The sequence below is a fragment of the Pseudomonas yamanorum genome, from assembly GCF_900105735.1.
In the GTDB taxonomy this organism is placed as follows: Bacteria; Pseudomonadota; Gammaproteobacteria; order Pseudomonadales; family Pseudomonadaceae; genus Aquipseudomonas; species Aquipseudomonas yamanorum.
This window is the reverse complement of sequence record NZ_LT629793.1, coordinates 2,392,226-2,415,105: the sequence shown is the minus strand read 5'-3', so window position 1 is coordinate 2,415,105 and position 22,880 is coordinate 2,392,226. Positions and strand designations below refer to the sequence as shown.

Here is a 22,880-nt window from a genome sequence, read left to right as displayed (position 1 = left end):
CGTGGCCGTACTTGGTGTGTACGGACCTTTGTTGGGCGTTCACGTTAGCTCTAGCAAGGCCCGTAGCTTGTGTGGTTGTAGCGACGGTGGCGTTCCACCTTTCAGAAGGGCCGCTGTATCTGAATATTTCTCGCTGCACCGGGCACTAGTCCAGTGATATAGCCAGTTGCTTCATGCGGTAATAGAGCGTGCGTTTTGCAACCCCCAGTTCAACGGCCACGCCATCAACACATTGGCCGTGACGGCGAAGCGACTCTTCAATCAGCGTTTTCTCGATTTGCTGCAGCCGTTCCTTGAGGCAGGTTTCTGTCTTTTGATGGCCCGCCACCGACTCTGAAAGCGGTGGCAGACCCAACACAAAACGCTTCGCCGCCGAACGCAGTTCACGAACGTTGCCCGGCCAGGGATGGCACAGCAACCGTTGCAGCAGCGTACTGGGGGGAGAGGGTGCGGGGCACTTAAAGAACTCTGACTCTTCGCGGACCATGTTCAGGAACAACGGCACAATCCGCTCACGCCGTTCCCGCAGGGGGGGCAGCTGGATATCGACCACATTCAGGCGAAAGTACAGGTCGCGCCTGAACGCTCCCTGTTCGACCATCTCATGCAGTGATTGCTGTGCGGAGGCGATGACCCGCATATCCACCGGAATGAACCGCGTGGAGCCCAGGCGTTCAACGCCCCGGCACTCCAGCACTCGCAGCAGCTTGGCCTGCAGGTTGAGAGGCATGCTGTCAATTTCATCGAGGTACAACGTGCCCAGGTGGGCGGCTTCGACAAACCCTGCCCGGGATTGCATCGCACCGGTATAGGCGCCGCTGTTGACCCCAAACAGTTGGCTTTCAGCCAGGCTTTCCGGTATCGCGGCGCAGTTGACGGCAACAAAGTTGCCCTTTCGGCGGGACAGCAGATGTATGCGTTGTGCCAAGGTATCTTTACCTGTCCCGGTTTCGCCCAGCAGTAGCATATCGATATTAAGTGTGGCCGTATTATGGATAGTGGCTTCAATGGCGGGGCATTCGGTAAGGGGTGAGTCTGTTACATCCTCATTGTGATAGGAGGCCGGCATATTGTTGTTGCTCCAATATTGGGTCGCATCACTGTTGTTAGACTTTGTTAGTCCTTTCGAATGCCGGGAAGTAAATCGGAAAACATCTGCTTTGTCATCTTGGGCAAGAGGTCAAAAGGCGGCCCTAAGTGTGTAGAAAAGATTAAGAGTAGGCGGAGTAAAAAGAAGGCAACTCGTTTTGTTAGTTTGATTTCTCATTTTGCGAAGGATAAATCCTAAAGTGGCTGGAGAATTTTGGTGTCTGAAGGGTTTTTGTCGCCAAGTGATGGGGTATTGGTTTTGTGAGTGTTTTTGTTTTTTAATATATAAAGTTAACGAATGTGTCTTACTGCCGGGTTGTTCAATACAAAACTGTTCGCCCACAAAAAAGCCGATGCACTGCATCGGCTTTTTTGTTTGCGGCATGGGCCGCAGTTGACGCTTACACGTTGAAGCGGAAGTGCATCACGTCGCCATCCTTGACGATGTATTCCTTGCCTTCCAGGCGCCATTTACCGGCTTCCTTGGCTCCGGCTTCACCCTTGAACTGGATGAAGTCGTTGTAGGCGATGACTTCGGCGCGGATGAAGCCTTTTTCGAAGTCGGTGTGGATCACGCCAGCGGCTTGCGGGGCAGTGGCACCGACCTTGACGGTCCAAGCGCGGACTTCTTCAACACCGGCGGTGAAGTAGGTCTGCAGGTGCAGCATTTCGTAGCCTGCGCGGATCACGCGATTCAGGCCAGGCTCTTCCAGGCCCAGGGCCTCGAGGAACATGTCCTTCTCTTCGCCGTCTTCCAGCTCGGCGATTTCCGCTTCGATCTTGTTGCAGACCGGTACGACCATCGCGCCTTCTTCTTCGGCAATGGCCATGACCACGTCGAGCAGCGGATTGTTCTCGAAACCGTCTTCAGCCACGTTGGCGATGTACATCACAGGCTTGGTGGTCAGCAGGTGGAAGCCCTTGATCACGGCCTTTTCGTCGGCGCTCATGCTCTTCATCAGGCTGCGTGCCGGCTTGCCCAGGGTGAAGTGGGCAATCAACTGCTCCAGCAAGGCTTTCTGGACCACTGCGTCCTTGTCGCCGCCCTTGGCGTTACGGGTGACCTTTTGCAGTTGCTTCTCGCAGCTGTCGAGGTCGGCGAAGATCAGTTCCAGGTCGATGATCTCGATGTCGCGTTTCGGGTCGACGCTGTTGGAGACGTGAATTACGTTCTCGTCTTCGAAGCAGCGGACCACGTGCGCAATGGCATCGGTCTCACGGATGTTGGCGAGGAACTTGTTGCCCAGGCCTTCACCTTTCGACGCGCCGGCTACCAGGCCTGCGATGTCGACGAACTCCATGGTGGTCGGCAGGATGCGCTTTGGATTCACGATGGCCGCCAGGGCGTCCAGGCGTGTATCGGGCATCGGCACGATACCGGTGTTCGGCTCGATGGTGCAGAAGGGGAAGTTCTCCGCCGCAATCCCGGATTTGGTCAGGGCGTTGAACAGGGTGGACTTGCCGACGTTAGGTAGGCCGACGATGCCGCAATTGAATCCCATGGTGTTTCCCCTCGGGTAAAGAGTCAGGCCTTCTGGCTGTGCAGGTTTTTCATCGCACGGTTCCATTCACCGGCGAAGATATCCGGCAGCACGCCGAGGGCAAAATCGATGCTGGCATCGAGTTTTTCCTGTTCGGCGCGTGGCGCACGACCCAGGACGAAATTTGAAACCATACTGGCAACGCCCGGGTGGCCGATGCCAAGCCGCAAGCGGTAAAACGTATTCTGATTGCCCAACTGCGCGATGATGTCCCGCAGGCCATTATGCCCGCCATGGCCGCCGCCTTGCTTGAGCTTGGCAACGCCGGGTGGCAGGTCAAGTTCGTCATGGGCCACCAGGATTTCTTCGGGTTTGATCCGGAAGAAGCCCGCAAGCGCCGCGACAGCCTGGCCGCTGCGGTTCATGTAGGTGGTGGGAATCAACAGACGAATATCCTGACCCTGATGCGAAAAGCGTCCGGTCAGGCCGAAATATTTGCGATCGGCCGTAAGGTTTACACCTTGTGCGTGGGCGATGCGCTCAACAAAAAGGGCCCCCGCGTTATGCCGGGTCTGTTCGTATTCGGCGCCTGGATTTCCCAGGCCAACGATCAGTTTAATGGCAGTCACGACAGGGGCCCTTCCTTTGGAGTTGTGGATAACATCGCCGTGGGTGCGGCGAAAGTGAACGACAAAAACTCATTAACCGTTAGAGGCCAACTTCGCATTCTCGCCCGCTTTCTCGCTACGTTCCGGTCCGCGATGTTTCCTCAAGCTCCGGCATTACAGAGTGAATTACTCTGCAGCGCCTTCTTCAGCTTCTGGTGCAACGCGTGGAGCGTGTACGTTTGCAACAGCTTTGTCATCACCGTGAGCCAGTGCAACAAACTCAACGCCTTTAGGGGCCTTGAGGTCGGACAGGTGGATGATGTCGCCGATTTCAGCAGCCGACAGGTCGACTTCGATGAACTCAGGCAGGTCTTTCGGCAGGCAGGTCACTTCGATCTCGGCTACAACGTGCGAGATTTCGCCGCCTTTCTTGACCGGAGCTTCTTCACCGACAAAGTGCACAGGCACGATAGCGGTCAGTTTTTGACCGGCTACAACGCGAATGAAGTCAGCGTGCAGTACGTGGCCCTTGGCTGGGTGACGTTGCAGTGCCTTGATGATGACGTTCTGCTTCTTGCCACCAACGTTCAGCTCGATGATGTGGCTGTAGGCCGCGTCGTTTTCGAGCAGTTTGGCGATTTCTTTAGCCAGCATGCTGATGGATTCAGGGGCTTTTTCGCCACCGTAAACTACAGCTGGAACCAGGCTTGCGAGACGACGCAGGCGGCGGCTCGCACCTTTCCCCAGGTCGGAACGCAGTTCAGCATTCAAAGTAAATTCGTTCATGTTGTATCTCCAAAATAACCACATTCGCCCTAGCGTTTGCGACCAGCGCTAAAGGCGATATGGGCAAAAAAGCCCCGCCCCAACAGAATGCTGGGGCGGGGCGCTTTTCGTCAGGTTGATGCAGCTAAGGTTTGACCCTTAACGGAACATCGCGCTGATCGATTCTTCGTTGCTGATGCGGCGAACCGCTTCGGCAACTACCGGTGCGATATCCAGTTGACGGATACGCGAACAGGCTTGAGCGGCAGCGGACAACGGGATGGTGTTAGTCACCACCAGTTCGTCCAGCATTGAGTTCTCGATGTTCTCGATCGCTCGGCCCGACAGCACAGGGTGTGTGCAGTAGGCGAAGACTTTTGCTGCACCGTGCTCTTTCAAGGCTTTCGCCGCGTGGCACAGGGTGCCGGCGGTGTCGACCATGTCATCAACCAGAATACAGGTACGCCCTTCGACATCACCGATGATATGCATCACTTCAGAGTGATTGGCTTTCTCACGGCGTTTGTCGATGATCCCGAGATCCACGCCCAGGGATTTGGCAACAGCCCGTGCACGCACGACGCCACCAATGTCCGGGGACACGATCATCAGGTTTTCAAAGCGCTGGTCTTCGATGTCATCCACCAGGACGGGGGAGCCGTAGATGTTATCTACCGGAATATCGAAGAACCCCTGGATTTGGTCAGCGTGCAGGTCAACCGTGAGAACACGGTCGATGCCTACCACGGTCAGCATGTCAGCAACGACTTTCGCGCTGATAGCCACACGTGCGGAACGCGGACGGCGATCCTGACGGGCATAACCAAAGTAAGGGATTACAGCTGTGATTCGAGTCGCTGAGGAGCGGCGGAAGGCATCAGCCATCACGACGAGTTCCATCAGGTTATCGTTGGTCGGAGCGCAAGTCGGCTGAATAATGAAGACGTCTTTACCGCGAACGTTTTCATTGATCTCGGCTGTAATTTCGCCGTCGGAGAATTTACCGACAGAGATGTCACCGAGAGGGATATGCAGCTGACGTACAACACGCCGAGCCAGATCGGGGTTAGCATTCCCCGTAAAGACCATCATCTTGGACACGCGCAGTACCTAGAGGCTGAGGGTAACCTGGATGAGTATAGAAAATGGCAGGGGCGGCTGGATTCGAACCAACGCATGGCAGGATCAAAACCTGCTGCCTTACCGCTTGGCGACGCCCCTGTATCTGTTGCAACGAGTACCCAGTACTCGGTTCCTTTAGAGCAGACTTTGCAGCTTGCGATGCAACATCGAAACGTTGCTTCCCTTTGCTACAAACCCTGTAAGGGTCTCTGTAAGAAGGGCCGAGACTTTATCAGCTTCAGCTTTGCTTGGGAAGCCCCCAAACACACAACTTCCAGTTCCGGTTAATTTTGCTTCGGTAAATTTACCTAACAAATTCAAAGCGTTACGTACATCTGGATAACGCCTTGCTACAACCGGTAAGCAGTCATTTCGACTGTTTCCCTTGGGAACGGGGCGCACTTTAATGGGAGGAGAGTTACGTGTCAACAGTGGATCTGAAAAAATTTCTGCTGTACTTACAGATACTTGCGGAACAAGCACGACATACCACGGCTCTTCGGGGTCTACAGGGGTGAGTTTCTCCCCCACGCCTTCGGCAAAAGCAGCGTGCCCACGCACGAAAACCGGGACGTCCGCGCCCAGTGTCAGGCCCAGCGCCGCCAGGCGATCGTGGTCCCAACCCAGCTGCCACAAGTGATTCAGGCCGAGCAAAGTTGTCGCGGCATTCGAGCTGCCGCCACCGATGCCGCCGCCCATGGGCAGGATTTTTTCGATCCAGATGTCGATGCCCAATGGGCAACCGGATTGTTCCTGAAGTTTTTTCGCGGCCTTCACAATCAGGTTGCTGTCGTGAGGCACGCCTTCGAATTCGGTGTGCAGTTGAATCACGCCGTCATCGCGAACGGCGAAAGTCAGCTCATCGCCGTAATCGAGAAATTGAAAAATAGTCTGCAGCTCGTGATAGCCGTCTTCACGGCGACCGAGAATGTGCAGCATCAAATTCAGTTTGGCCGGGGAGGGCAGGGTCAGACGTTGCGCGGTCATGTCACTGCCCCAGTTTGCGAGGTTGCCAGTCCTTGATCACCAGCGTGACGTCAAGGTCGGTGCCATGCAGCTTGATGCGCTCGGGCAGCCAGTAACCATTCTGTTGCACATAGCTCAGGTACTCGACCTGCCAGCCATCCTGTTCCAGCGAAGCCAGGCGGCTGTCGCCATTGAGGCTCAGGCGGCTCTTGCTGTCTGGCGCCGGAAGACCGCGTACCCACCACACCAGGTGCGATACGGGGAGTTTCCAGCCCATCTGTTCTTCCAGCAGGGCTTCCGGCGTCGGCGCCTCAAAGCGGCCCTGATTGGCCACTTCCAGGCTGACTTGCCCCGGTCGGCCGGTCAGGCGTGCCGCGCCGCGACCCAGCGGGCCGGACAGGCGAATGTCGTAATAGTCCTGGCGTTGCAGCCAGAACAAGGTGCCGCTGCCTGAATCTTTCGGAGCGCGAATGCCGACCTTGCCCTCGATCTGCCAGCCGTCAAGGCTGCTCAGTTGATCCTTGTGCTGCTGCCATTGCGCCGGGTTGCCCGGGCCTTCGACAGATTCACGGGTGCCGAGGCCGGAACAGCCGGCGAGCAGGGCGATAAAGCTGAATACGATGACGTGGCGCAAAAACATAAAATTAAAGGGTCTCGGATCCGGTCAGGCGCTTGATGGTACTGCGCAGGATTGGGCTTTCGGGTTGTTCCTTGAGGAACTTCTCCCAGATTTGTCGCGCTTCACGCTGCTTGCCGTTGGCCCAGAGCACTTCGCCCAGGTGTGCGGCCACTTCCTGGTCGGGGAAGCGCTCCAGCGCCTGGCGCAGCAAGCGTTCGGCTTCGTCCAGGTTACCCAGGCGGTAATTCACCCAGCCGAGGCTGTCGAGTACGGCCGGGTCTTCCGGGTTCAGCTGGTGAGCCTTTTCAATCAGCTCCTTGGCTTCGGCGTAACGCGTTGTACGGTCGGACAAGGTGTAACCCAGGGCGTTCAGTGCCATGGCGTTGTCCGGATCGCGCTTGATGATCAGGCGCAGGTCTTTTTCCATCTGCGCCAGGTCATTGCGTTTTTCCGCCTGCATGGCGCGGGTGTACAGCAGGTTCAGGTCGTCCGGGTATTGCAGCAAGGCTTGCTGGAGGATTTTCCAGGCGCGATCGCCTTGCTTGTTGGCCGACAAGGTCTCGGCCTGGATCAGGTACAGCTGGATCGCGTAGTCCGGCTCGGCATCCCGTGCGGCAGCCAGGCGTTTTTCGGCCTCGTCGGTGCGGCCGTTGCTCATCAGGATATCGGCCTGGCGCAGTTGTGCCGGCAGGTAATCATTGCCAGGACCAACTTGGGCGTATTCAAGCAGCGCAGCTTGCGGGTCGTTGCGTTCTTCAGCGATGCGACCCAGGTTCAGGTGCGCCGAATCAACGTGGCTTTCGCGGGCGATCAAGTCTTCCAGGTAGCCCTTGGCCTCATCCCATGCCTTGGCTTCCAGGCACACCAGCGCCAGGGAGTAACGCAATTCGTCATCGTCCGGGTATTGCTGGACGAGGTTGGCGAACTGCACCTTGGCATCTTCCATGCGGTCCTGTTCAACCAGCATGCGCGCATAGGTCAGCAGCAGGCGTTTGTCGCCCGGGTACTTCTTGATGCTTTTTTCCAGCAGCGGAATCGCTTCCTTGCCGCGGTTAAGGTTTTGCAGCAGGCGGGCGCGCAGCAGGATCGGTGCTATCTCGCCGTCTTCCGGCGGGTGTTGCTCCAGCAACTTCAGCGCGGCCTCGGACTCATCATCCTGTTGCAGCAACAGCGCCTTGCCGAAAATCAGCTGACTGTTGTTCGGGTGTTTTTGCAGCAGACGGTCGAAACTCTTCATCAGGCCGTTGCGGGTGTCCTGATCGGTGTCGGCGGCCGACAGCGCGAGGAAGTCGAAATGCGTGTCGCCCTTGCCCTGCAGGACTTTCTCCATATAGACCATGGAGTCGTCATAGCGCCCGGCGCGGGCCAGTTGAATGGCGGCTGCCCGTTGCGCCTCGAGATCGTCCGGGGCGTTTTTCGCCCAGATCAGCGAGGTGTCCAGGGCGGCCTGATCGGCGCCCAGGTACTCGGCGATACGAAACGCGCGCTCGGAAATCCCCGGATCCTGAGTATTGATGGCCTGGGTCACGTAGTTATCCAGGGCAATGTCGAAACGATTGCGCTGGCCGGCCAGCTCCGCGCTCAGCAGACTGAAGACCGTTTCTTCACTGAACGAGGAATAAACCTTGGGCTTTTCAGGGGCGGGGGTGCTGTCTTCTACCGGCGGCGTACCGTCCGGCGACACGGGTGCCATGGCCTGGCAGCCGCTGAGAAAGACAAAAGCAAGGAGCAACGCGGAAGATCTATTCATATAGGAAGAGGACGACTAACCTGCGGTCGGATCATCATGACACAAGCCTTCGGCCAAACATAACCGAGTCTCAGTGGATGCCTTTATAGACACAAGGCATTAGGACAATAGCCTACGGTGGTTGTTCTGAATCATTCGAAGTAGGACAATTGTCGGCTTCCCGACATCATCAGCGATATTGAATGGCCTTCCTTGCACTCGGTATTAACCACAAGACTGCTTCTGTAGACGTCCGCGAGCGCGTGGCTTTTACTCCCGAGCAGTTGGTTGAGGCCTTGCAGCAGCTCTGCCGGCTCACCGACAGTCGCGAAGCTGCGATCCTTTCGACCTGCAATCGCAGCGAGCTCTATATAGAGCAGGAGCATCTTTCAGCGGATGTGGTGCTGCGCTGGCTGGCCGATTACCACCATTTGAGCCTTGATGAACTGCGCCAAAGCTCATATGTGCACGAAGAGGATGCGGCAGTTCGTCACATGATGCGCGTCGCCTCCGGGCTCGATTCGCTGGTGTTGGGTGAACCGCAGATCCTCGGCCAGATGAAATCGGCCTACGCCGTGGCCCGCGAGGCCGGCACCATCGGCCCGTTGCTGGGGCGTTTGTTCCAGGCCACCTTCAATTCCGCCAAGCAAGTGCGCACCGATACCGCCATCGGTGAAAACCCGGTGTCCGTGGCGTTTGCCGCCGTCAGCCTGGCCAAACAGATTTTCAGTGACTTGCAACGCAGCCAGGCCCTGCTGATCGGCGCCGGCGAGACCATCACCCTGGTCGCCCGTCATCTGCATGAGCTGGGGGTGAAGCGCATCGTTGTCGCCAACCGTACCCTGGAGCGCGCCAGCATTCTGGCCGAGCAGTTCGGTGCCCATGCGGTGTTGCTCTCGGATATCCCGGCCGAACTGGTGCGCAGCGATATCGTCATCAGTTCCACCGCCAGCCAGTTGCCGATCCTTGGCAAGGGCGCGGTGGAAAGCGCCCTGAAACTGCGCAAGCACAAGCCGATTTTCATGGTGGATATCGCTGTTCCTCGGGATATCGAGCCTGAAGTCGGCGAGTTGGACGACGTTTACCTCTACAGCGTCGACGACCTGCACGAGGTGGTGGCCGAAAACCTCAAGAGCCGCCAGGGCGCAGCCCAGGCCGCCGAGGAGATGGTCAGCACCGGTGCTGACGACTTCATGGTGCGCCTGCGTGAATTGGCGGCAGTGGATGTGCTCAAGGCCTACCGTCAGCAAGGCGAACGCTTGCGGGACGAGGAATTGATCAAGGCCCAGCGTATGCTCGCCAACGGCAGCAGCGCCGAAGACGTGCTGATGCAACTGGCGCGCGGCCTGACCAACAAATTGCTGCACGCCCCCAGTGTTCAGTTGAAAAAGCTTACCGCCGAAGGCCGCCTCGATGCGCTGGCCATGGCCCAGGAACTCTTTGCCCTCGGTGAGGGCGCGACAGAAAGCTCTTCGGATAAAAAACCGCAATGAAAGCGTCACTGCTCAATAAACTGGACGTCCTTCAGGACCGTTTCGAAGAACTGACCGCCCTGCTCGGCGACGGCGAGGTCATCTCCGATCAGACCAAGTTCCGCACCTATTCCAAGGAATACGCGGAAGTTGAGCCGATCGTGGGCACCTATAAACAGTTGCTCAAGGTTCAGGCTGACCTCGAAGGCGCCCAGGCGCTGCTCAAGGACAGCGACCCGGACATGCGCGAAATGGCCGTTGAAGAAGTGCGAGAAGCCAAGGACAAGCTGATCGAACTGGAAGGCGACCTGCAGCGCATGCTGCTGCCCAAGGACCCTAACGACGGGCGCAACGTGTTCCTCGAAATCCGCGCCGGCACCGGCGGTGACGAGGCGGCGATTTTCTCCGGCGACCTGTTCCGCATGTACTCGCGGTATGCCGAACGTCGCGGCTGGCGGGTCGAGATTTTGTCCGAGAACGAGGGCGAACACGGCGGCTATAAAGAAGTCATCGCCCGGGTTGAAGGCGAGAATGTCTACGGCAAGCTGAAGTTCGAGTCGGGCGTGCACCGCGTGCAGCGGGTTCCGGCAACGGAATCCCAGGGCCGCATCCACACCTCGGCGTGCACCGTGGCCGTGTTGCCCGAGCCGGACGAGCAGGAAGCCATCGAGATCAACCCGGCAGACCTGCGGGTCGACACCTACCGCTCATCGGGCGCCGGTGGCCAGCACGTGAACAAGACCGACTCGGCGATCCGCATCACTCACTTGCCTTCGGGCATCGTGGTGGAATGCCAGGAAGAACGTTCCCAGCACAAGAACCGTGCGCGGGCCATGTCCTGGCTGTCGGCCAAGCTCAATGACCAGCAGACCAGCGCTGCCGCCAACGCGATTGCCAGCGAGCGTAAATTGCTGGTGGGTTCGGGCGACCGGTCCGAGCGTATCCGTACCTACAACTTTGCCCAGGGCCGGGTCACTGACCACCGCGTCAACCTGACGCTGTACTCCCTGGACGAAATCCTTGCCGGTGGCGTTGATGCGGTAATCGAGCCGTTGTTGGCCGAATACCAGGCCGACCAGCTCGCGGCGATAGGTGAATAAATGACCATTATCGCCAGCCTGTTACGCGCCGCCGACCTGCCGGACTCGCCCACTGCGCGCCTGGACGTGGAGTTGCTGCTGGCGGCTGCCTTGGGCAAGTCCCGCAGCTACCTGCACACCTGGCCGGAAAAAATCGTCAGCAGCGAAGATGCACTGACCTTTGCCGACTACCTGCAACGCCGCCGCACCGGCGAACCTGTGGCCTACATCCTCGGCCAGCAAGGCTTCTGGAAGCTCGATCTGGAAGTGGCGCCGCACACGCTGATCCCGCGTCCGGAAACCGAGATGCTGGTGGAAGCCGCTCTCGAATTGCTGCCTGCCACACCGGCCAAGGTCCTCGACCTCGGCACCGGCAGCGGCGCGATTGCCCTGGCCCTGGCCAGCGAACGCCCGGCCTGGCAAGTCACGGCTGTCGACCGCGTGCTGGAAGCCGTGGCCCTGGCCGAACGCAACCGCCAGCGCCTGCACCTGAATAACGCCACGGTGCTGAACAGCCATTGGTTCAGCGCCCTTGAAGGCCGCACCTACAACCTGATCATCAGCAACCCGCCATATATCGCCGATACCGATCCGCATCTGGTGGCCGGTGATGTGCGCTTTGAGCCGGCCAGCGCGCTGGTGGCCGGGCATGACGGCCTGGACGACCTGCGGCTGATCATCGCCCAGGCGCCCGCGCACCTCGACGCTGCTGGCTGGCTGTTGCTGGAACACGGATACGACCAGGCGGCCGCCGTGCGCGACCTGCTGCTGAGTGAAGGCTTCGAAGACGTCCACAGCCGCATCGACCTCGGTGGCCACGAGCGCATCACCTTGGGGCGCCGGCCGTGATGAATGATCAGGAGCTGTTGCGCTATAGCCGACAGATTCTGTTGCAGCATGTCGACATCGAAGGCCAGTTGCGCCTGAAAAACAGCCGCGCGCTGATCGTCGGGCTCGGTGGTCTTGGTTCGCCGGTAGCGCTGTATCTGGCGGCGGCGGGTGTAGGTGCGCTGCATTTGGCGGATTTCGACACGGTCGACCTGACCAACCTGCAACGCCAGATCATCCATGACACCGACAGCGTCGGCCTGAGCAAGGTCGATTCGGCGATTCGCCGCCTGAGTGCGATCAATCCTGAAATACAGTTGATCGCCCATCGCAGTGCGCTGGATGTTGATTCCCTCGCGGCTGCCGTGGCGGCGGTCGACGTGGTGCTCGACTGCAGCGACAACTTCTCCACCCGCGAAGCGGTCAACGCTGCCTGTGTTGACGCCGGCAAGCCTCTGGTCAGTGGTGCGGCGATTCGCCTGGAAGGCCAGCTGTCGGTGTTCGACCCACGGCGCGCCGAAAGCCCGTGCTACCACTGTTTATACGGGCACGGCAGCGAAACCGAACTGACCTGCAGTGAAGCCGGCGTGATCGGCCCGTTGGTGGGCTTGGTCGGCAGCCTGCAGGCCCTGGAAGCCTTGAAGTTGCTGGCCGGTTTCGGCGAGCCGCTGGTGGGGCGGCTGTTGTTGATCGACGCCCTGACCACGCGCTTCCGCGAGCTGCGGGTCAAGCGTGACCCCGGTTGCAGCGTCTGCGGCAGCCACCATGGTTAAGGACGCGCCGATCGGTGTGTTCGACTCCGGCGTCGGCGGCCTGTCGGTGCTGGACGAAATCCAGCGTCTGCTGCCCCATGAATCGCTGCTGTACGTAGCGGATTGCGGGCACATCCCCTACGGCGAGAAAACCCCGGCCTTCATCCTTGATCGCTCGCGACGGGTGGCGGAGTTCTTTCGTGAGAAGAGCGCCAAAGCCTTTGTGATTGCCTGCAACACGGCGACTGTTGCCGCAGTCGCCGACTTGCGCCAGGACTATCCCGACTGGCCGCTGGTAGGTATGGAGCCTGCGGTCAAACCCGCCGCCGCCGCGACCCGCAGCGGCGTGGTCGGGGTGCTGGCGACCACCGGCACCCTGCAAAGCGCCAAGTTCGCCGCCTTGCTCGACCGCTTCGCCACCGATGTTCGGGTGATCACCCAGCCGTGCCCGGGCCTGGTGGAGCTGATCGAGACCGGCGATTTGAGCAGCCCGGCCTTGCGTGTGATGTTGCAGGGTTATGTCGAGCCGTTGATCGCTGCCGGTTGCGACACCATCATCCTCGGCTGCACCCACTACCCATTCCTCAAACCACTGCTCGCCGAGATGCTCCCGCCGACGATCATTCTGATCGACACGGGCGCGGCCGTAGCGCGTCAGTTGCAACGCCTGTTAAGTGATCGCGAACTGCTGGCCACTGGCAATCCCGTGCCGGCACAGTTCTGGACCAGCGGCGATCCAGAGCATCTAAGAAAAATCCTACCTACCCTATGGAATTTTCCCGGCGTTGTGCGTAGCTTTGGCCTGTGAAAATTTCGTGAAATAACCGAATTACTGACTGAACTTCTGCATAAACGGCGACTTCTATAGCAAGTTAGCCTGTACAAAATCATACAACTTCGTTCGTAAAGGATGTTTCTTATGAAGCGCTGGTTCTGTTTGGCCGCGATTGCGGCCGCTGTGGTGGGGCACTCTTTTTCAGCGCAGGCGGCAGGCCTGGAATTTGGAGTGGGGAGTACCAGCGATTCGACCATGACTTATCGGTTGGGGCTGACATCTGATTGGGATAAAAGCTGGTGGCAGACCGATACGGGCCGCGTGACCGGGTACTGGAGCGGAGCCTACACCTACTGGGACGGTGACAAGCGCGCCAGCGTCAGCAGCCTTTCGTTCTCGCCGGTTTTTGTTTATGAGTTTGCCGGGGAAAGGGTGAAACCCTACATCGAGGCTGGGGTTGGTGTGGCCGTGTTCTCCCGCACAAGGGTCGAAGACAACAACATCGGCCAGGCTTTCCAGTTTGAAGACCGACTGGGCTTTGGTCTGCGCTTTGTCGGTGGGAGTGAAGTGGGTATTCGGGCTACTCATTACTCGAATGCCGGGATCAGCAGCAATAACGATGGTGTCGAGAGCTATTCGTTGCACTACACGATGCCACTGTAATTCTTCAGAACACCGCAAAACCATTGTGGGAGCGGGCTTGCTCGCGAAAGCGGCGTATCAGCCACGAATCAGTTGACTGACACACCGCTTTCGCGAGCAAGCCCGCTCCCACATTTGCTCATCGTTGGTTTTTCAAAATCAGCGATACACCGTCGCAAGCCCCTGGCGCTCATCGATGCACTCCGGTGCGCCCATCTCGAACTCCCGGCAGATCAGCGGTCGCTTCTCATAAATCGTGCACATCATCGTGTCGCGATCCAGCGCCGCGCACCAGCCATCATCCAGGCGCAGCATGACTTCGCCGCCCCAATCGTCGGTATCGATAAAGCGGTCAGGCACGCCGGTGTCGGTGATCAGCATGACTTCCAACTGGCAGCAGCACGCGGCGCAGGTGGAGCAGGTGACGGCGGGTTCGGCGATTTGCGTGTGGGGGATGTTGGTCATAGGCGCGCAGTGTAAGGCAAGCGGCTCATAGGTGTGTGAAAGGCCTGACGGACGTCAATGTGCCAACTGCCTGGCGACCCAATGCAACAATGGAAAAATCATCCCCCAGAGTAACGCCAGGCCGATGACTGTCGGCACGGTGCCATAGCCGAAACTCACCCCGGCCAGTTGGCTGCCCGCGTAATAGGACAACGGCCCGCCCACCGCCCCCAATAAACTCGCACGCCACCAGGGCTGCGCGCTCCAGGCCATGCAATGGCGCAGCGTGGTCGCCAGCAATGCCCACAACAGGATCAGCCACAATGGCGCCAACGGCCCGGGCAGGCTGAAATGAAACACGCCGAATGCACGTAGCACGGTGTCGATCACGGTGCCCAACAAGGTGACGGCAAGAATCACCTGGCCTTCCGCTGACCACGAACTTATCCACAGCAGGTGGATTACCAGCACCGCCAACCCCACCAACAGCCACAGACTGTCGCCGCCCAACACACAGGCAAACCAACCGCACTGGAACAGCACGGCATTTGCCAGCGGTTTAAGCATCAAAGCGCCCGAGCAGGGGCTGGGTCAGGGCCGCCGGCTTGGCCAGGAGCATTTGTGCGGTGCCGATGGTGCGCTCCATAAAGCCGCCCTCGCAGTAGCACAGGTAAAACTCCCACAGACGCAGGAAATATTCGTCGTAGCCCATTTCCGTCAGGCGGCTGTGGGCGCGGCGAAAGTTCTCATGCCACAGGCGCAGGGTTCGTGCGTAATGCAGGCCGAAATCCTCCATGTGCAGCAGGTTCATGTCGGTGTCGCGGCTGACGATCTCGAGCATTTTCTGCACGCAGGGCAGGGCGCCGCCGGGGAAAATGTAGCGCTGGATGAAATCCACGCTGCTCTTGGCCTGTTCGTAGCGCTGCTCGCGAATGGTGATGGCTTGCAGCAACATCAGGCCGTTGCTCTTGAGCAACTGAGCGCATTGTTTGAAGTAGGTCGGCAGGAAGCGATGGCCCACGGCTTCGATCATCTCGATGGACACCAGTTTGTCGTACTGCCCGCTCAGGTCGCGGTAGTCCTCCAGCAGCAACGTCACCTGATTCTGCAAACCCAGGGCCTCGATGCGTTTTTCAGTGTAGGCAAACTGCTCTTTGGACAAGGTCGTCGTGGTGACCTTGCAGCCGTACTGCTGTGCGGCATAAATCGCCATGCTGCCCCAGCCGGTGCCGATTTCCAGCAGGTGGTCGGACGGTTTCAGCGCGAGCTTCTGGCAGATGCGCTCCAGCTTGTTCAACTGTGCCTGTTCCAGGGTGTCGTCGGCGGTGAGGAACTGTGCGGCCGAATACATCATGGTCGGGTCGAGGAATTCTTCGAACAGGTCATTGCCCAGGTCGTAGTGGGCGGCGATGTTCTTCTGCGAGCCCTTACGCGTGTTGCGGTTGAGCCAGTGCAGGCCTTGGGTGAAGGGCCGCGCGAGTTTGGCCAGGCCACCTTCCAGTGCATCCAGCACGTCGAGGTTGCTGACCATCACCCGCACCACGGCCGTCAGGTCGGGGCTGCTCCAGTAGCCATGAATAAATGCCTCGCCTGCGCCGATGGAACCGTTGGCTGCCACCAGCCCCCACACGGCCGAATCGAGGATCTGGATTTCCCCCAGCAGGTGCGCTTCCCGTGCGCCGAAGACTTGTCGCTCACCGTCCTCAATCACCACCAACTGGCCGTGGCGCAGTTGGCCGAGCTGGCGCAGCACCGCTTTGCGCAGCAGTGCGGCGGTCATGCCGTTGACGTTCAAGCGATTGGATTTGACCGATAAGCTAGGGGATTTCATGGCGGCGATCCTTGGTGTACCCGACTGCGGTGCGAGAAGCGCCTTCGGCGGCGTGATGGGAAAAAATCGGCGTGCGTTTAAGCAGGAGGCGCAGGGCCTGCCAATAAATGGCCAGGCAGGTCTTGGCGGTCATCCACGGAAAGCGCCACAAGTAACGGTGCAGGCTGGCGCGGTTCAGCGCCTCGCGTTGCAGGCTCAAGGTGGCGTCGAAAACTTTCAGCTCGCCCTGCCAGTCGGCCATGTGTACGCCGAGTTTCGCGGCGGGCGGGCTGAAGCTCATGCGGTATTCCAGGTCCCGGGGCAAAAATGGCGAGACATGAAAGGCCTTGGCCACGGCGAAGTGCTGATGCTCACCGGCAGGCAGCGCCATGGCCGGCAGCACGTAGTGATAGCGTTCGCGCCACGGGGTGTTGGTCACTTCGCACAGAATCGCGGCCAAGGTGCCATCGGCCTCGAAGCAGTAGAAGAAACTCACCGGATTAAAAGCCAGGCCCCAACTGCGAGCCTGGGTCAGAAGGCAGATTGCGCCCAGTGGGATGCGCCCCAGGGCCTTGCCGACTTCTTGACGTACGGCATCGGTCAAGCTCATGCCGTGACGGGTAAATTCACGCAGGTAATCCTGCTGGCGAAACGCGAACGGCGCCCAGCGGTCGCCGGCCAATGGCGACAAGCCGAAGACTTCGTGCTGTTCGCTGAGGTCCAGGTACAGCAGGCCGATCCGATAGCGGAAGGCGTGGCCCTTGGGCGTAAAACGCCGATGGGCGATCCAGCCGCTGTACAGGGCGCTGTTCACAGGGTTTCCCCAAATGCCTTGGCCACCCGCAACGCGCTGACCACGCCGTCTTCGTGGAAACCGTTGGCCCAATACGCGCCGCAATAATAGGTGTGCTGCGTGCCGTGCAATTCTTCCCAGCGCGCTTGAGCGGCCACGGCGGCCAGGCTGTATTGCGGGTGGGCATAGGTGTAGCGGGAGAGGACTTTGAGCGGGTTAATCATCGCCGTCTGGTTGAGGCTGACGCAAAAGGTGGTGGTGCTGTCGATGCCCTGCAGGATGTTCATGTCGTAGGTCACGGCAGCCTGTTTTTGCGTGCTGCTGTCCAGGCGGTAATTCCAGCTGGCCCAAGCCAATTTACGGTCGGGCAGCAAGCGGGTGTCGGTGTGCAGGACTACGTCGTTGTCGGCGTAGGGCAAGGCGCCGAGGATCTGTTGCTCGGCCAGGCTCGCATCCCCCAGCAACCCCAGGGCCTGGTCGCTGTGGCAGGCGAACACGACTTTGTCGAATGCCTCGCTGCCTGCCGCGCTGTGGATAACCACGCCGATCGGTGTGCGCTCTACCCGGGTGACGGAGCAATTGAGGCGAATTTTTTCACGGAAGGACTGGGTCAGCGGTTCGATATAACGGCTGGAGCCGCCTTCGATCACGCACCACTGTGGGCGGTTACTCACCGATAGCAAGCCGTGGTTCTTGAAGAACCGCACGAAGAATTGCAGGGGAAACCCGAGCATGTCAGCCAGGGACATCGACCAGATCGCCGCGCCCATCGGCACGATGTAGTGCTGGATAAATCGCTGGCCGTAGCCGCCCGTTTGCAGGTACTCGCCCAGGGTCATCTCGGCGCTGATGCGTTGCTCTTGCAAGTCCAGCGGTGCCTGGCGGTTGAAGCGCAGGATGTCGCGCAACATGCCCCAGAACCCCGGCGACAGCATATTGCGGCGCTGGGCGAACAGGCTGTTGAGGTTGTTGCCGTTGTACTCAAACCCGGCGTTCGGGTCGCACACCGAAAAACTCATTTCGGTGGGTTTGAACGTCACACCGATCTGCCCCAGCAACTTGATGAAGTTAGGGTAGGTCCAGTTGTTGAACACGATGAAGCCGGTGTCCACTGCGTAGCTTTTGCCATCCACCGTGACACTCACCGTGTGGGTGTGCCCGCCGATGCGGTCGCCCGCTTCGAACAGGGTGATGTCGTGGCGGCGGCTGAGCAGGTAGGCACTGGTCAGTCCGGCAATGCCGCTGCCGATAATGGCGATCTTCACAGGTTGTCCTTGCGCGGCGGCGGACTGCGCAACATGCGTTTGCCAATGATCAGCTTGGCGCGGTTCGGCAGTTTCGACAGCGGCCACAGCGCGGCAATAAACAGGGCCGGAAAAGCAATTTCCAAGGGCCGGTTTTGCAGCTTGGCGAAGATATGTCGCGCGGCTTTGTCCGCCGGCCAGCTCAAGGGCATCGGGAAGTCATTGCGGGCGGTCAGCGGTGTATCGACGAAGCCCGGGCTGACCACGGTGACGTCAATGCCCTCGGGCGACAGGTCGATGCGCAGGGATTCGAACAGATAACGCAGTCCCGCCTTGGAGGCACCATAAGCTTCAGCCCTGGGCATTGGCAGGTAGGTCACGGCGCTGGCGACGCCGACCAGGTGCGGTGTGTGGCCGGCCCGCAACAGCGGCAGGGCGGCTTCGATGCAGTAACTGCTGGCCAGCAGGTTGGTGCGCACTACGTGCTCGATGATCGAGGAATCGAACTGCCTGGCGTCCACGTATTCGCAGGTGCCGGCATTCAGGATCACGGTGTCCAGCGAGCCCCAGGCCACGCCGATATGCTCGCCGATTTCGCGCACGGTCTGGCTGTTGGTCAGGTCGCCCGCTACCACCAGCACTTGCCCGGGGTATTGTTGGGCGAGCTGTTCCAGCGGCTCTTTGGAGCGGGAACTGACAGCCACATGGGCACCGCTTTCGAGCAGCGCCTTGGCCAGTTCGGCACCGATGCCACTGCTGGCACCGGTCAGCCAATAACGACGGGGCGGCATAAGGTTCATCCCATTCTCCTTTTCAGCCAACTGACCACACCGCCGAGGACCGGCACGTGTTCATACAGCAGCGCACCCGCGTCGAAATAATCCCGATGGTGGTACACCTTGTCGCGCCACAGCAGATGCGAGCAGCCTTCGACACGAATCACTTTCCCCCCGCCCAGGCGTGGGTGGCAGAAGCTCATTTTCCAGCGCAGGTAGCCTTCGCCTTCGGTCACTTGATCGAAGCCATGGAAGTCAAAACGCAGCTGGGTAACGTTGTCGTACAGCTCGGCGAAATAACGGTGCAGCGCCGGCAGCCCGTGCACTTCGTGCAGCGGGTCGGTGAAGTTGATGTCCTGGCTGTACAGGCTGTCGAGCAGGTGCAGATTGTGTTTGTCCACACTGGCAAAGGTCTGAGCGAAGCGGCGCAGGAAATCACTCATAACCACCCCCGACCGCCTGGCGTGAAGGCAGGCTGCGGAAGGCGGCGAGCGCGCGCTCGCGCGACTTTTTCAGATCGACGATAGGACGAGGGTAGTCCGCCACGCCAAACAAGCCGCCCACGGCATCGGGGTTGTGCACTTCCTTTTTGTTAAGCGCTGCCAGTTGTGGCAGCCAATGCTTGATGAACACGCCTTCACCGTCGAATTTTTCCGACTGGCTCAAGGGGCTGAAAATCCGGAAGTACGGCGCCGAGTCGGTGCCGGTGGACGAACTCCACTGCCAACCACCGTTGTTCGCCGCGAGGTCGCCGTCGATCAGGTGACGCATGAAAAAACGCTCGCCTTCGCGCCAGTCGATCAGCAGGTTTTTAGTCAGGAACATCGCCACCACCATGCGCAGGCGGTTGTGCATCCAGCCGGTTTCCAGCAATTGGCGCATGGCCGCGTCGATGATCGGCAGGCCGGTGCGGGCTTCCTGCCACGACTTCAAGTCTTCCGGACTGTTGCGCCAGGCCACGGCTTCAGTCTCCGGGCGGAACGCGCGGTGGCGTGAGACCCGTGGGTAACCCACCAGGATATGTTTGTAGAACTCGCGCCACAGCAGCTCGTTGATCCAGGTAATCGCGCCGATGTCGCCGCTTTCGAATTCACCCTGGTTGCTTTGCAGCGCGGCATGCAGGCACTGGCGCGGTGAGACCACGCCCGCTGCGAGGTAGGCCGAAAGCTGGCTGGTGCCGGGCTTGGCCGGGAAATCGCGTTCGTCCTTGTAATAGCTGATTTGCGCGTCGGCGAATTGATCGAGACGGCGCCGGGCTTCGGCTTCGCCGGCAGGCCACAGGGCACGGAGGGCCTCGCTCGGGGTAGCAAAGCCCTCGACGTGATCCGGGACCGGGTCGCTTTTGAGCTTGAGTGCCGCCTGTGCCTTGGGTGTCGCTACCAGGCGCGGCAAGGCGCCGTGCAGAAGGTTGTAGCAGACCTTGCGAAACTGGCTGAATACCTGGAAGTAGGTGCCGGTCTTGGTCAGGACGCTGCCGGGCTGGAAAAACAACTGGTCCAGGTAATTGTGAAACGTAACGCCTCGGGCTTCGAGGGTCTCGGCCACGGCGGCGTCGCGGCGCGCTTCGTGGATGCCGTATTCGTCATTGACGTGCACCGACTCGACCGACAGTTCCTGGCACAGGTCTGCCAGGACTTGTGGTGCCTGGTCCCAGGTCGAGGCATGGCGGATCAATAGAGGAATGTTCAACTCCCCCAGCGCGACGCTCAGGCTCTTGAGGTTGCGCAGCCAGAAGTCGACTTTGCACGGCGCGTCATCGTGGGCCAGCCATTGCTCGGGACTGATCAGGTAGACAGCCGCTGTCGGACCACGCTGTGCGGCGGCGGCGAGGGCGGTGTTGTCATGTAGGCGCAGGTCGGTGCGCAGCCAGATCAAGTGCATTTAAATAAGTCCACGCTGGATCAGTACCTGATGGGCCGACAATGGGTCTTCGGCCAGGAGCAATTCAGGAATGTCTTGGGTTAATACGGACAGCTCGGCCTGATGGATGCATACCGCTGGTCCGGTTATCAGTTTTGGGCAACTGAAGCCGCTCAATAGTTTTTCCAGCGCCGACGTATGGAGCGTCTTGCTCGAATACAGCAGTACTGCCCGGGGTTGCAGGCGTTCGACGGCCAGGGCCAGTTCGCCCGTCGGCAATGGCCAGTCGAAGACTTCCACCGGGCAATCGGCGCTGCTGGCGAGCCAGGCGGTGAGCCACAGGTGCGGCTCCAGCGGCAGGTCGGAATGGTTGATCAGCAGTAACGGCGCGCCGTTGAGCTGGCGGTTGTTGTGATACATCCGCGCGCCGAATTTGCTGCGCAGCCAGGAATAGAAAAACACCCGCTCCATCTGCGCACCGAATTGGCCCTGCCAGCGCAGTTCAAGCTCCCTGAGCAACGGCAATAACAGTTGCTCGCACAAGGTGCGTGGCGGGTACAGGGCCATGGCCTGGTTGAAGGCGTCATCCACCCGGCGTTCGGCCAGTTCGCTGATGGCCTGCACCAGGTGCTGGCGGCGGTTATGCCATTCGTTTTCCTCCGGCGGTTGGCTGGCGGTTTGTGCGGTGTCGATCAGGCTCTTGACCTGGCTGACCGGCACCCCGCGGTTGAGCCAGGTCAGGATGGTGTGGATGCGTTGTACATGCTCGGCACTGAACAGCCGGTGCCCCTTGGGCGTGCGCTGGGGCACGATCAGGCCATAACGCCGCTCCCAGGCGCGCAGGGTCACGGCGTTGACGCCGGTCTGGCGCGCCACTTCGCGGATCGGCAGCCAGCCTTGTTCGATGGCCTCGGCGATGTCTTCGACAGGTGCTTGCAGGGGGAAAGTCATAGGTTAAATCGCATTACGCAGGCTGAGGTTTTCCGGGTGCGGTTGCAGGTAGGCCTGCTGCGCGATGTAGCGGTCCGGGTGCTGGCGAAAGTGGTGCTTGAGCAGCGTCAGCGGCACCACCAGCGGGACGATGCCCTGGCGGTATTGGCCGATGAGGGTCTGCACTTCCTGTTTGTCTTCGGCGCTGATGGCTTGCTTGAGGTAGCCGCTGATGTGTTGCAGCACATTGGTGTGGGTGCCACGGGTGGCGCACTTGCTCAGGGCGGTCATCAGTTCGCTGAAATAACCGGCGGCCAAGGTGTCGAGGTCGACGTCCTTGGGCATGCTGCCCAGCAGGTTGCCCAGGCTTTTGTAATGCACGGGGCTGTGGGCCATCAGCAGGTATTTGTAGCGCGAGTGAAATTCCAGCAGGCGGTGACGGGTCAGGCCTTCGGCGAGGAGCTGCTGCCAAGTGGCGTAGACGAACACCCGGGTCAGGAAATTTTCCCGCAGCACCGGGTCGTTCAGCCGACCGTCTTCTTCCACCGGCAGGTTGGGGTGACGCGCGCAAAACGCCTGGGCGTAGATACCGCGTCCGCCGCCGTCGATGGGCATGCCGTTGTCTTGATAGACCTTGACCCGCTCCAGGCCGCAGGACGGCGATTTCTGCATGAAGATGTAGCCGCAGAGGTCGGTGTGTTCGGCGGCCATTTGCCGAGCGTAATCGTCCAGCGGTTGGGTTACGTTGAGCTCGCGGTGCACGGTGCCGACGGCCTGGGGGTTAAGCGGGTCGCCCACCAGCCGAATCGGCTCACGGGGAATGCCCAGGCCGATGGCGACCTCAGGGCAAAGCGGCACGAAGTCGAAATAATCGGCGAGGGTCTGGCTGCACAGTTGAGATTGTTTGTGCCCGCCGTTGAAGCGCACGTTCTCGCCCAACAGGCAGGCGCTGATGGCGATTTTTGGTTTTCCGGTGGTGGGCAGGGTGCTGGACATGGCCAAACCTCGGTGAAATTCCTGTACAGAGATAAATTTCTGTACAACTTAATCTCATCATAGGTTTGAAGCTGTACAAGTCAAATAATTTGTACAGGTA

The 22,880-nt window shown here is 59.7% G+C and carries 24 protein-coding genes and 1 tRNA gene; 6 read left to right on the top strand and 19 right to left on the bottom strand.

What is annotated here, in order from left to right; translation table 11 throughout:
• Positions 1–145: 145 nt before the first annotated feature.
• The 9 genes from BLU46_RS11630 to BLU46_RS11590 all read right to left on the bottom strand — a co-directional run bounded on the left by BLU46_RS11630 (position 146) and on the right by BLU46_RS11590 (position 8,400).
• The gene (locus BLU46_RS11630; RefSeq protein WP_093201768.1) at positions 146–1,069 is read right to left on the bottom strand and encodes a sigma 54-interacting transcriptional regulator; all 924 of its coding nucleotides are present in this window, start codon (positions 1,067–1,069) and stop codon (positions 146–148) included.
• Between the two features lie 421 nt (positions 1,070–1,490).
• Positions 1,491–2,591 carry a redox-regulated ATPase YchF gene (gene ychF / locus BLU46_RS11625; RefSeq protein WP_017475978.1) on the bottom strand — a complete coding sequence of 367 codons (1,101 nt, stop codon included), beginning with the start codon at positions 2,589–2,591 and terminating at the stop codon, positions 1,491–1,493.
• Between the two features lie 23 nt (positions 2,592–2,614).
• Complete coding sequence (gene pth, locus BLU46_RS11620) at positions 2,615–3,199, bottom strand: aminoacyl-tRNA hydrolase (protein ID WP_093201764.1); 585 nt, start codon at positions 3,197–3,199, stop codon at positions 2,615–2,617.
• 165 nt (positions 3,200–3,364) lie between these two features.
• The gene (locus BLU46_RS11615) at positions 3,365–3,964 is read right to left on the bottom strand and encodes a 50S ribosomal protein L25/general stress protein Ctc (protein WP_017475980.1); all 600 of its coding nucleotides are present in this window, start codon (positions 3,962–3,964) and stop codon (positions 3,365–3,367) included.
• Between the two features lie 138 nt (positions 3,965–4,102).
• Positions 4,103–5,044, bottom strand: a complete 942-nt coding sequence (locus BLU46_RS11610; protein WP_003208392.1) for a ribose-phosphate pyrophosphokinase — start codon at positions 5,042–5,044, stop codon at positions 4,103–4,105.
• Between the two features lie 45 nt (positions 5,045–5,089).
• Positions 5,090–5,164 (bottom strand) — tRNA-Gln (locus tag BLU46_RS11605).
• Positions 5,165–5,200: 36 nt separating this feature from the next.
• The gene (gene ispE / locus BLU46_RS11600; protein WP_063033131.1) at positions 5,201–6,052 is read right to left on the bottom strand and encodes a 4-(cytidine 5'-diphospho)-2-C-methyl-D-erythritol kinase; all 852 of its coding nucleotides are present in this window, start codon (positions 6,050–6,052) and stop codon (positions 5,201–5,203) included.
• A gap of 1 nt (position 6,053) precedes the next feature.
• Positions 6,054–6,671 carry a lipoprotein insertase outer membrane protein LolB gene (lolB, locus tag BLU46_RS11595; RefSeq protein WP_063033130.1) on the bottom strand — a complete coding sequence of 206 codons (618 nt, stop codon included), beginning with the start codon at positions 6,669–6,671 and terminating at the stop codon, positions 6,054–6,056.
• Positions 6,672–6,675: 4 nt separating this feature from the next.
• A complete protein-coding gene (locus BLU46_RS11590; RefSeq protein ID WP_063033129.1) occupies positions 6,676–8,400 on the bottom strand; it encodes a tetratricopeptide repeat protein in 1,725 nt (574 codons plus the stop codon).
• 182 nt (positions 8,401–8,582) lie between these two features.
• On the opposite strand from BLU46_RS11590, the gene hemA reads away from it, so the two are divergent.
• From hemA to BLU46_RS11560, 6 genes are all read left to right on the top strand, one after another.
• Complete coding sequence (gene hemA / locus BLU46_RS11585) at positions 8,583–9,872, top strand: glutamyl-tRNA reductase (protein WP_008432265.1); 1,290 nt, start codon at positions 8,583–8,585, stop codon at positions 9,870–9,872.
• Positions 9,869–10,951, top strand: coding sequence for a peptide chain release factor 1 (gene prfA / locus BLU46_RS11580; RefSeq protein WP_003208405.1), 1,083 nt, complete (start codon positions 9,869–9,871; stop codon positions 10,949–10,951). Before hemA ends, prfA begins: the two co-directional genes overlap by 4 nt.
• Positions 10,952–11,779, top strand: coding sequence for a peptide chain release factor N(5)-glutamine methyltransferase (prmC, locus tag BLU46_RS11575; protein WP_093201760.1), 828 nt, complete (start codon positions 10,952–10,954; stop codon positions 11,777–11,779).
• On the top strand, positions 11,776–12,531 hold the full coding sequence (locus BLU46_RS11570; protein WP_093201756.1) for a molybdopterin-synthase adenylyltransferase MoeB: 756 nt from the start codon (positions 11,776–11,778) through the stop codon (positions 12,529–12,531). Before prmC ends, BLU46_RS11570 begins: the two co-directional genes overlap by 4 nt.
• Positions 12,524–13,318 (top strand): glutamate racemase, encoded by a 795-nt coding sequence (murI, locus tag BLU46_RS11565; RefSeq protein WP_093201752.1) that lies wholly within the window; start codon positions 12,524–12,526, stop codon positions 13,316–13,318. The genes BLU46_RS11570 and murI overlap by 8 nt, the downstream gene beginning before the upstream one ends.
• Positions 13,319–13,429: 111 nt before the next feature.
• Positions 13,430–13,948, top strand: coding sequence for an acyloxyacyl hydrolase (locus BLU46_RS11560; RefSeq protein ID WP_063033125.1), 519 nt, complete (start codon positions 13,430–13,432; stop codon positions 13,946–13,948).
• A 138-nt stretch (positions 13,949–14,086) separates the two neighbouring features.
• Here the strand turns inward: BLU46_RS11560 and BLU46_RS11555 are convergent, their stop codons facing one another.
• From BLU46_RS11555 to BLU46_RS11510, 10 genes are read right to left on the bottom strand one after another with little or no spacing between them, the layout of a single operon-like run.
• On the bottom strand, positions 14,087–14,392 hold the full coding sequence (locus tag BLU46_RS11555; RefSeq protein ID WP_063033124.1) for a YkgJ family cysteine cluster protein: 306 nt from the start codon (positions 14,390–14,392) through the stop codon (positions 14,087–14,089).
• 54 nt (positions 14,393–14,446) lie between these two features.
• Entirely contained in the window at positions 14,447–14,938 is a 492-nt protein-coding gene (locus BLU46_RS11550) for a DUF2878 domain-containing protein (protein ID WP_093201747.1), read from the bottom strand.
• The gene (locus BLU46_RS11545; RefSeq protein ID WP_093201743.1) at positions 14,931–16,202 is read right to left on the bottom strand and encodes an SAM-dependent methyltransferase; all 1,272 of its coding nucleotides are present in this window, start codon (positions 16,200–16,202) and stop codon (positions 14,931–14,933) included. Before BLU46_RS11545 ends, BLU46_RS11550 begins: the two co-directional genes overlap by 8 nt.
• Positions 16,189–16,995 carry a DUF1365 domain-containing protein gene (locus tag BLU46_RS11540; RefSeq protein WP_093201738.1) on the bottom strand — a complete coding sequence of 269 codons (807 nt, stop codon included), beginning with the start codon at positions 16,993–16,995 and terminating at the stop codon, positions 16,189–16,191. Before BLU46_RS11540 ends, BLU46_RS11545 begins: the two co-directional genes overlap by 14 nt.
• A complete protein-coding gene (locus tag BLU46_RS11535; protein ID WP_093201733.1) occupies positions 16,992–18,239 on the bottom strand; it encodes an NAD(P)/FAD-dependent oxidoreductase in 1,248 nt (415 codons plus the stop codon). Before BLU46_RS11535 ends, BLU46_RS11540 begins: the two co-directional genes overlap by 4 nt.
• Positions 18,236–19,018: an SDR family NAD(P)-dependent oxidoreductase gene (locus BLU46_RS11530; protein ID WP_093201729.1), complete on the bottom strand. Its 783-nt coding sequence runs from the start codon at positions 19,016–19,018 to the stop codon at positions 18,236–18,238. The genes BLU46_RS11535 and BLU46_RS11530 overlap by 4 nt, the downstream gene beginning before the upstream one ends.
• Entirely contained in the window at positions 19,015–19,437 is a 423-nt protein-coding gene (locus BLU46_RS11525) for a nuclear transport factor 2 family protein (protein ID WP_063033118.1), read from the bottom strand. The genes BLU46_RS11530 and BLU46_RS11525 overlap by 4 nt, the downstream gene beginning before the upstream one ends.
• Positions 19,430–20,875, bottom strand: coding sequence for a deoxyribodipyrimidine photo-lyase (phrB, locus tag BLU46_RS11520; protein ID WP_093201724.1), 1,446 nt, complete (start codon positions 20,873–20,875; stop codon positions 19,430–19,432). Before phrB ends, BLU46_RS11525 begins: the two co-directional genes overlap by 8 nt.
• Positions 20,876–21,805 carry a MerR family transcriptional regulator gene (locus BLU46_RS11515; protein ID WP_093201720.1) on the bottom strand — a complete coding sequence of 310 codons (930 nt, stop codon included), beginning with the start codon at positions 21,803–21,805 and terminating at the stop codon, positions 20,876–20,878. It abuts the gene before it with no gap.
• A 3-nt stretch (positions 21,806–21,808) separates the two neighbouring features.
• A complete protein-coding gene (locus BLU46_RS11510; RefSeq protein ID WP_093210148.1) occupies positions 21,809–22,768 on the bottom strand; it encodes a YbgA family protein in 960 nt (319 codons plus the stop codon).
• Positions 22,769–22,880: the final 112 nt, after the last annotated feature.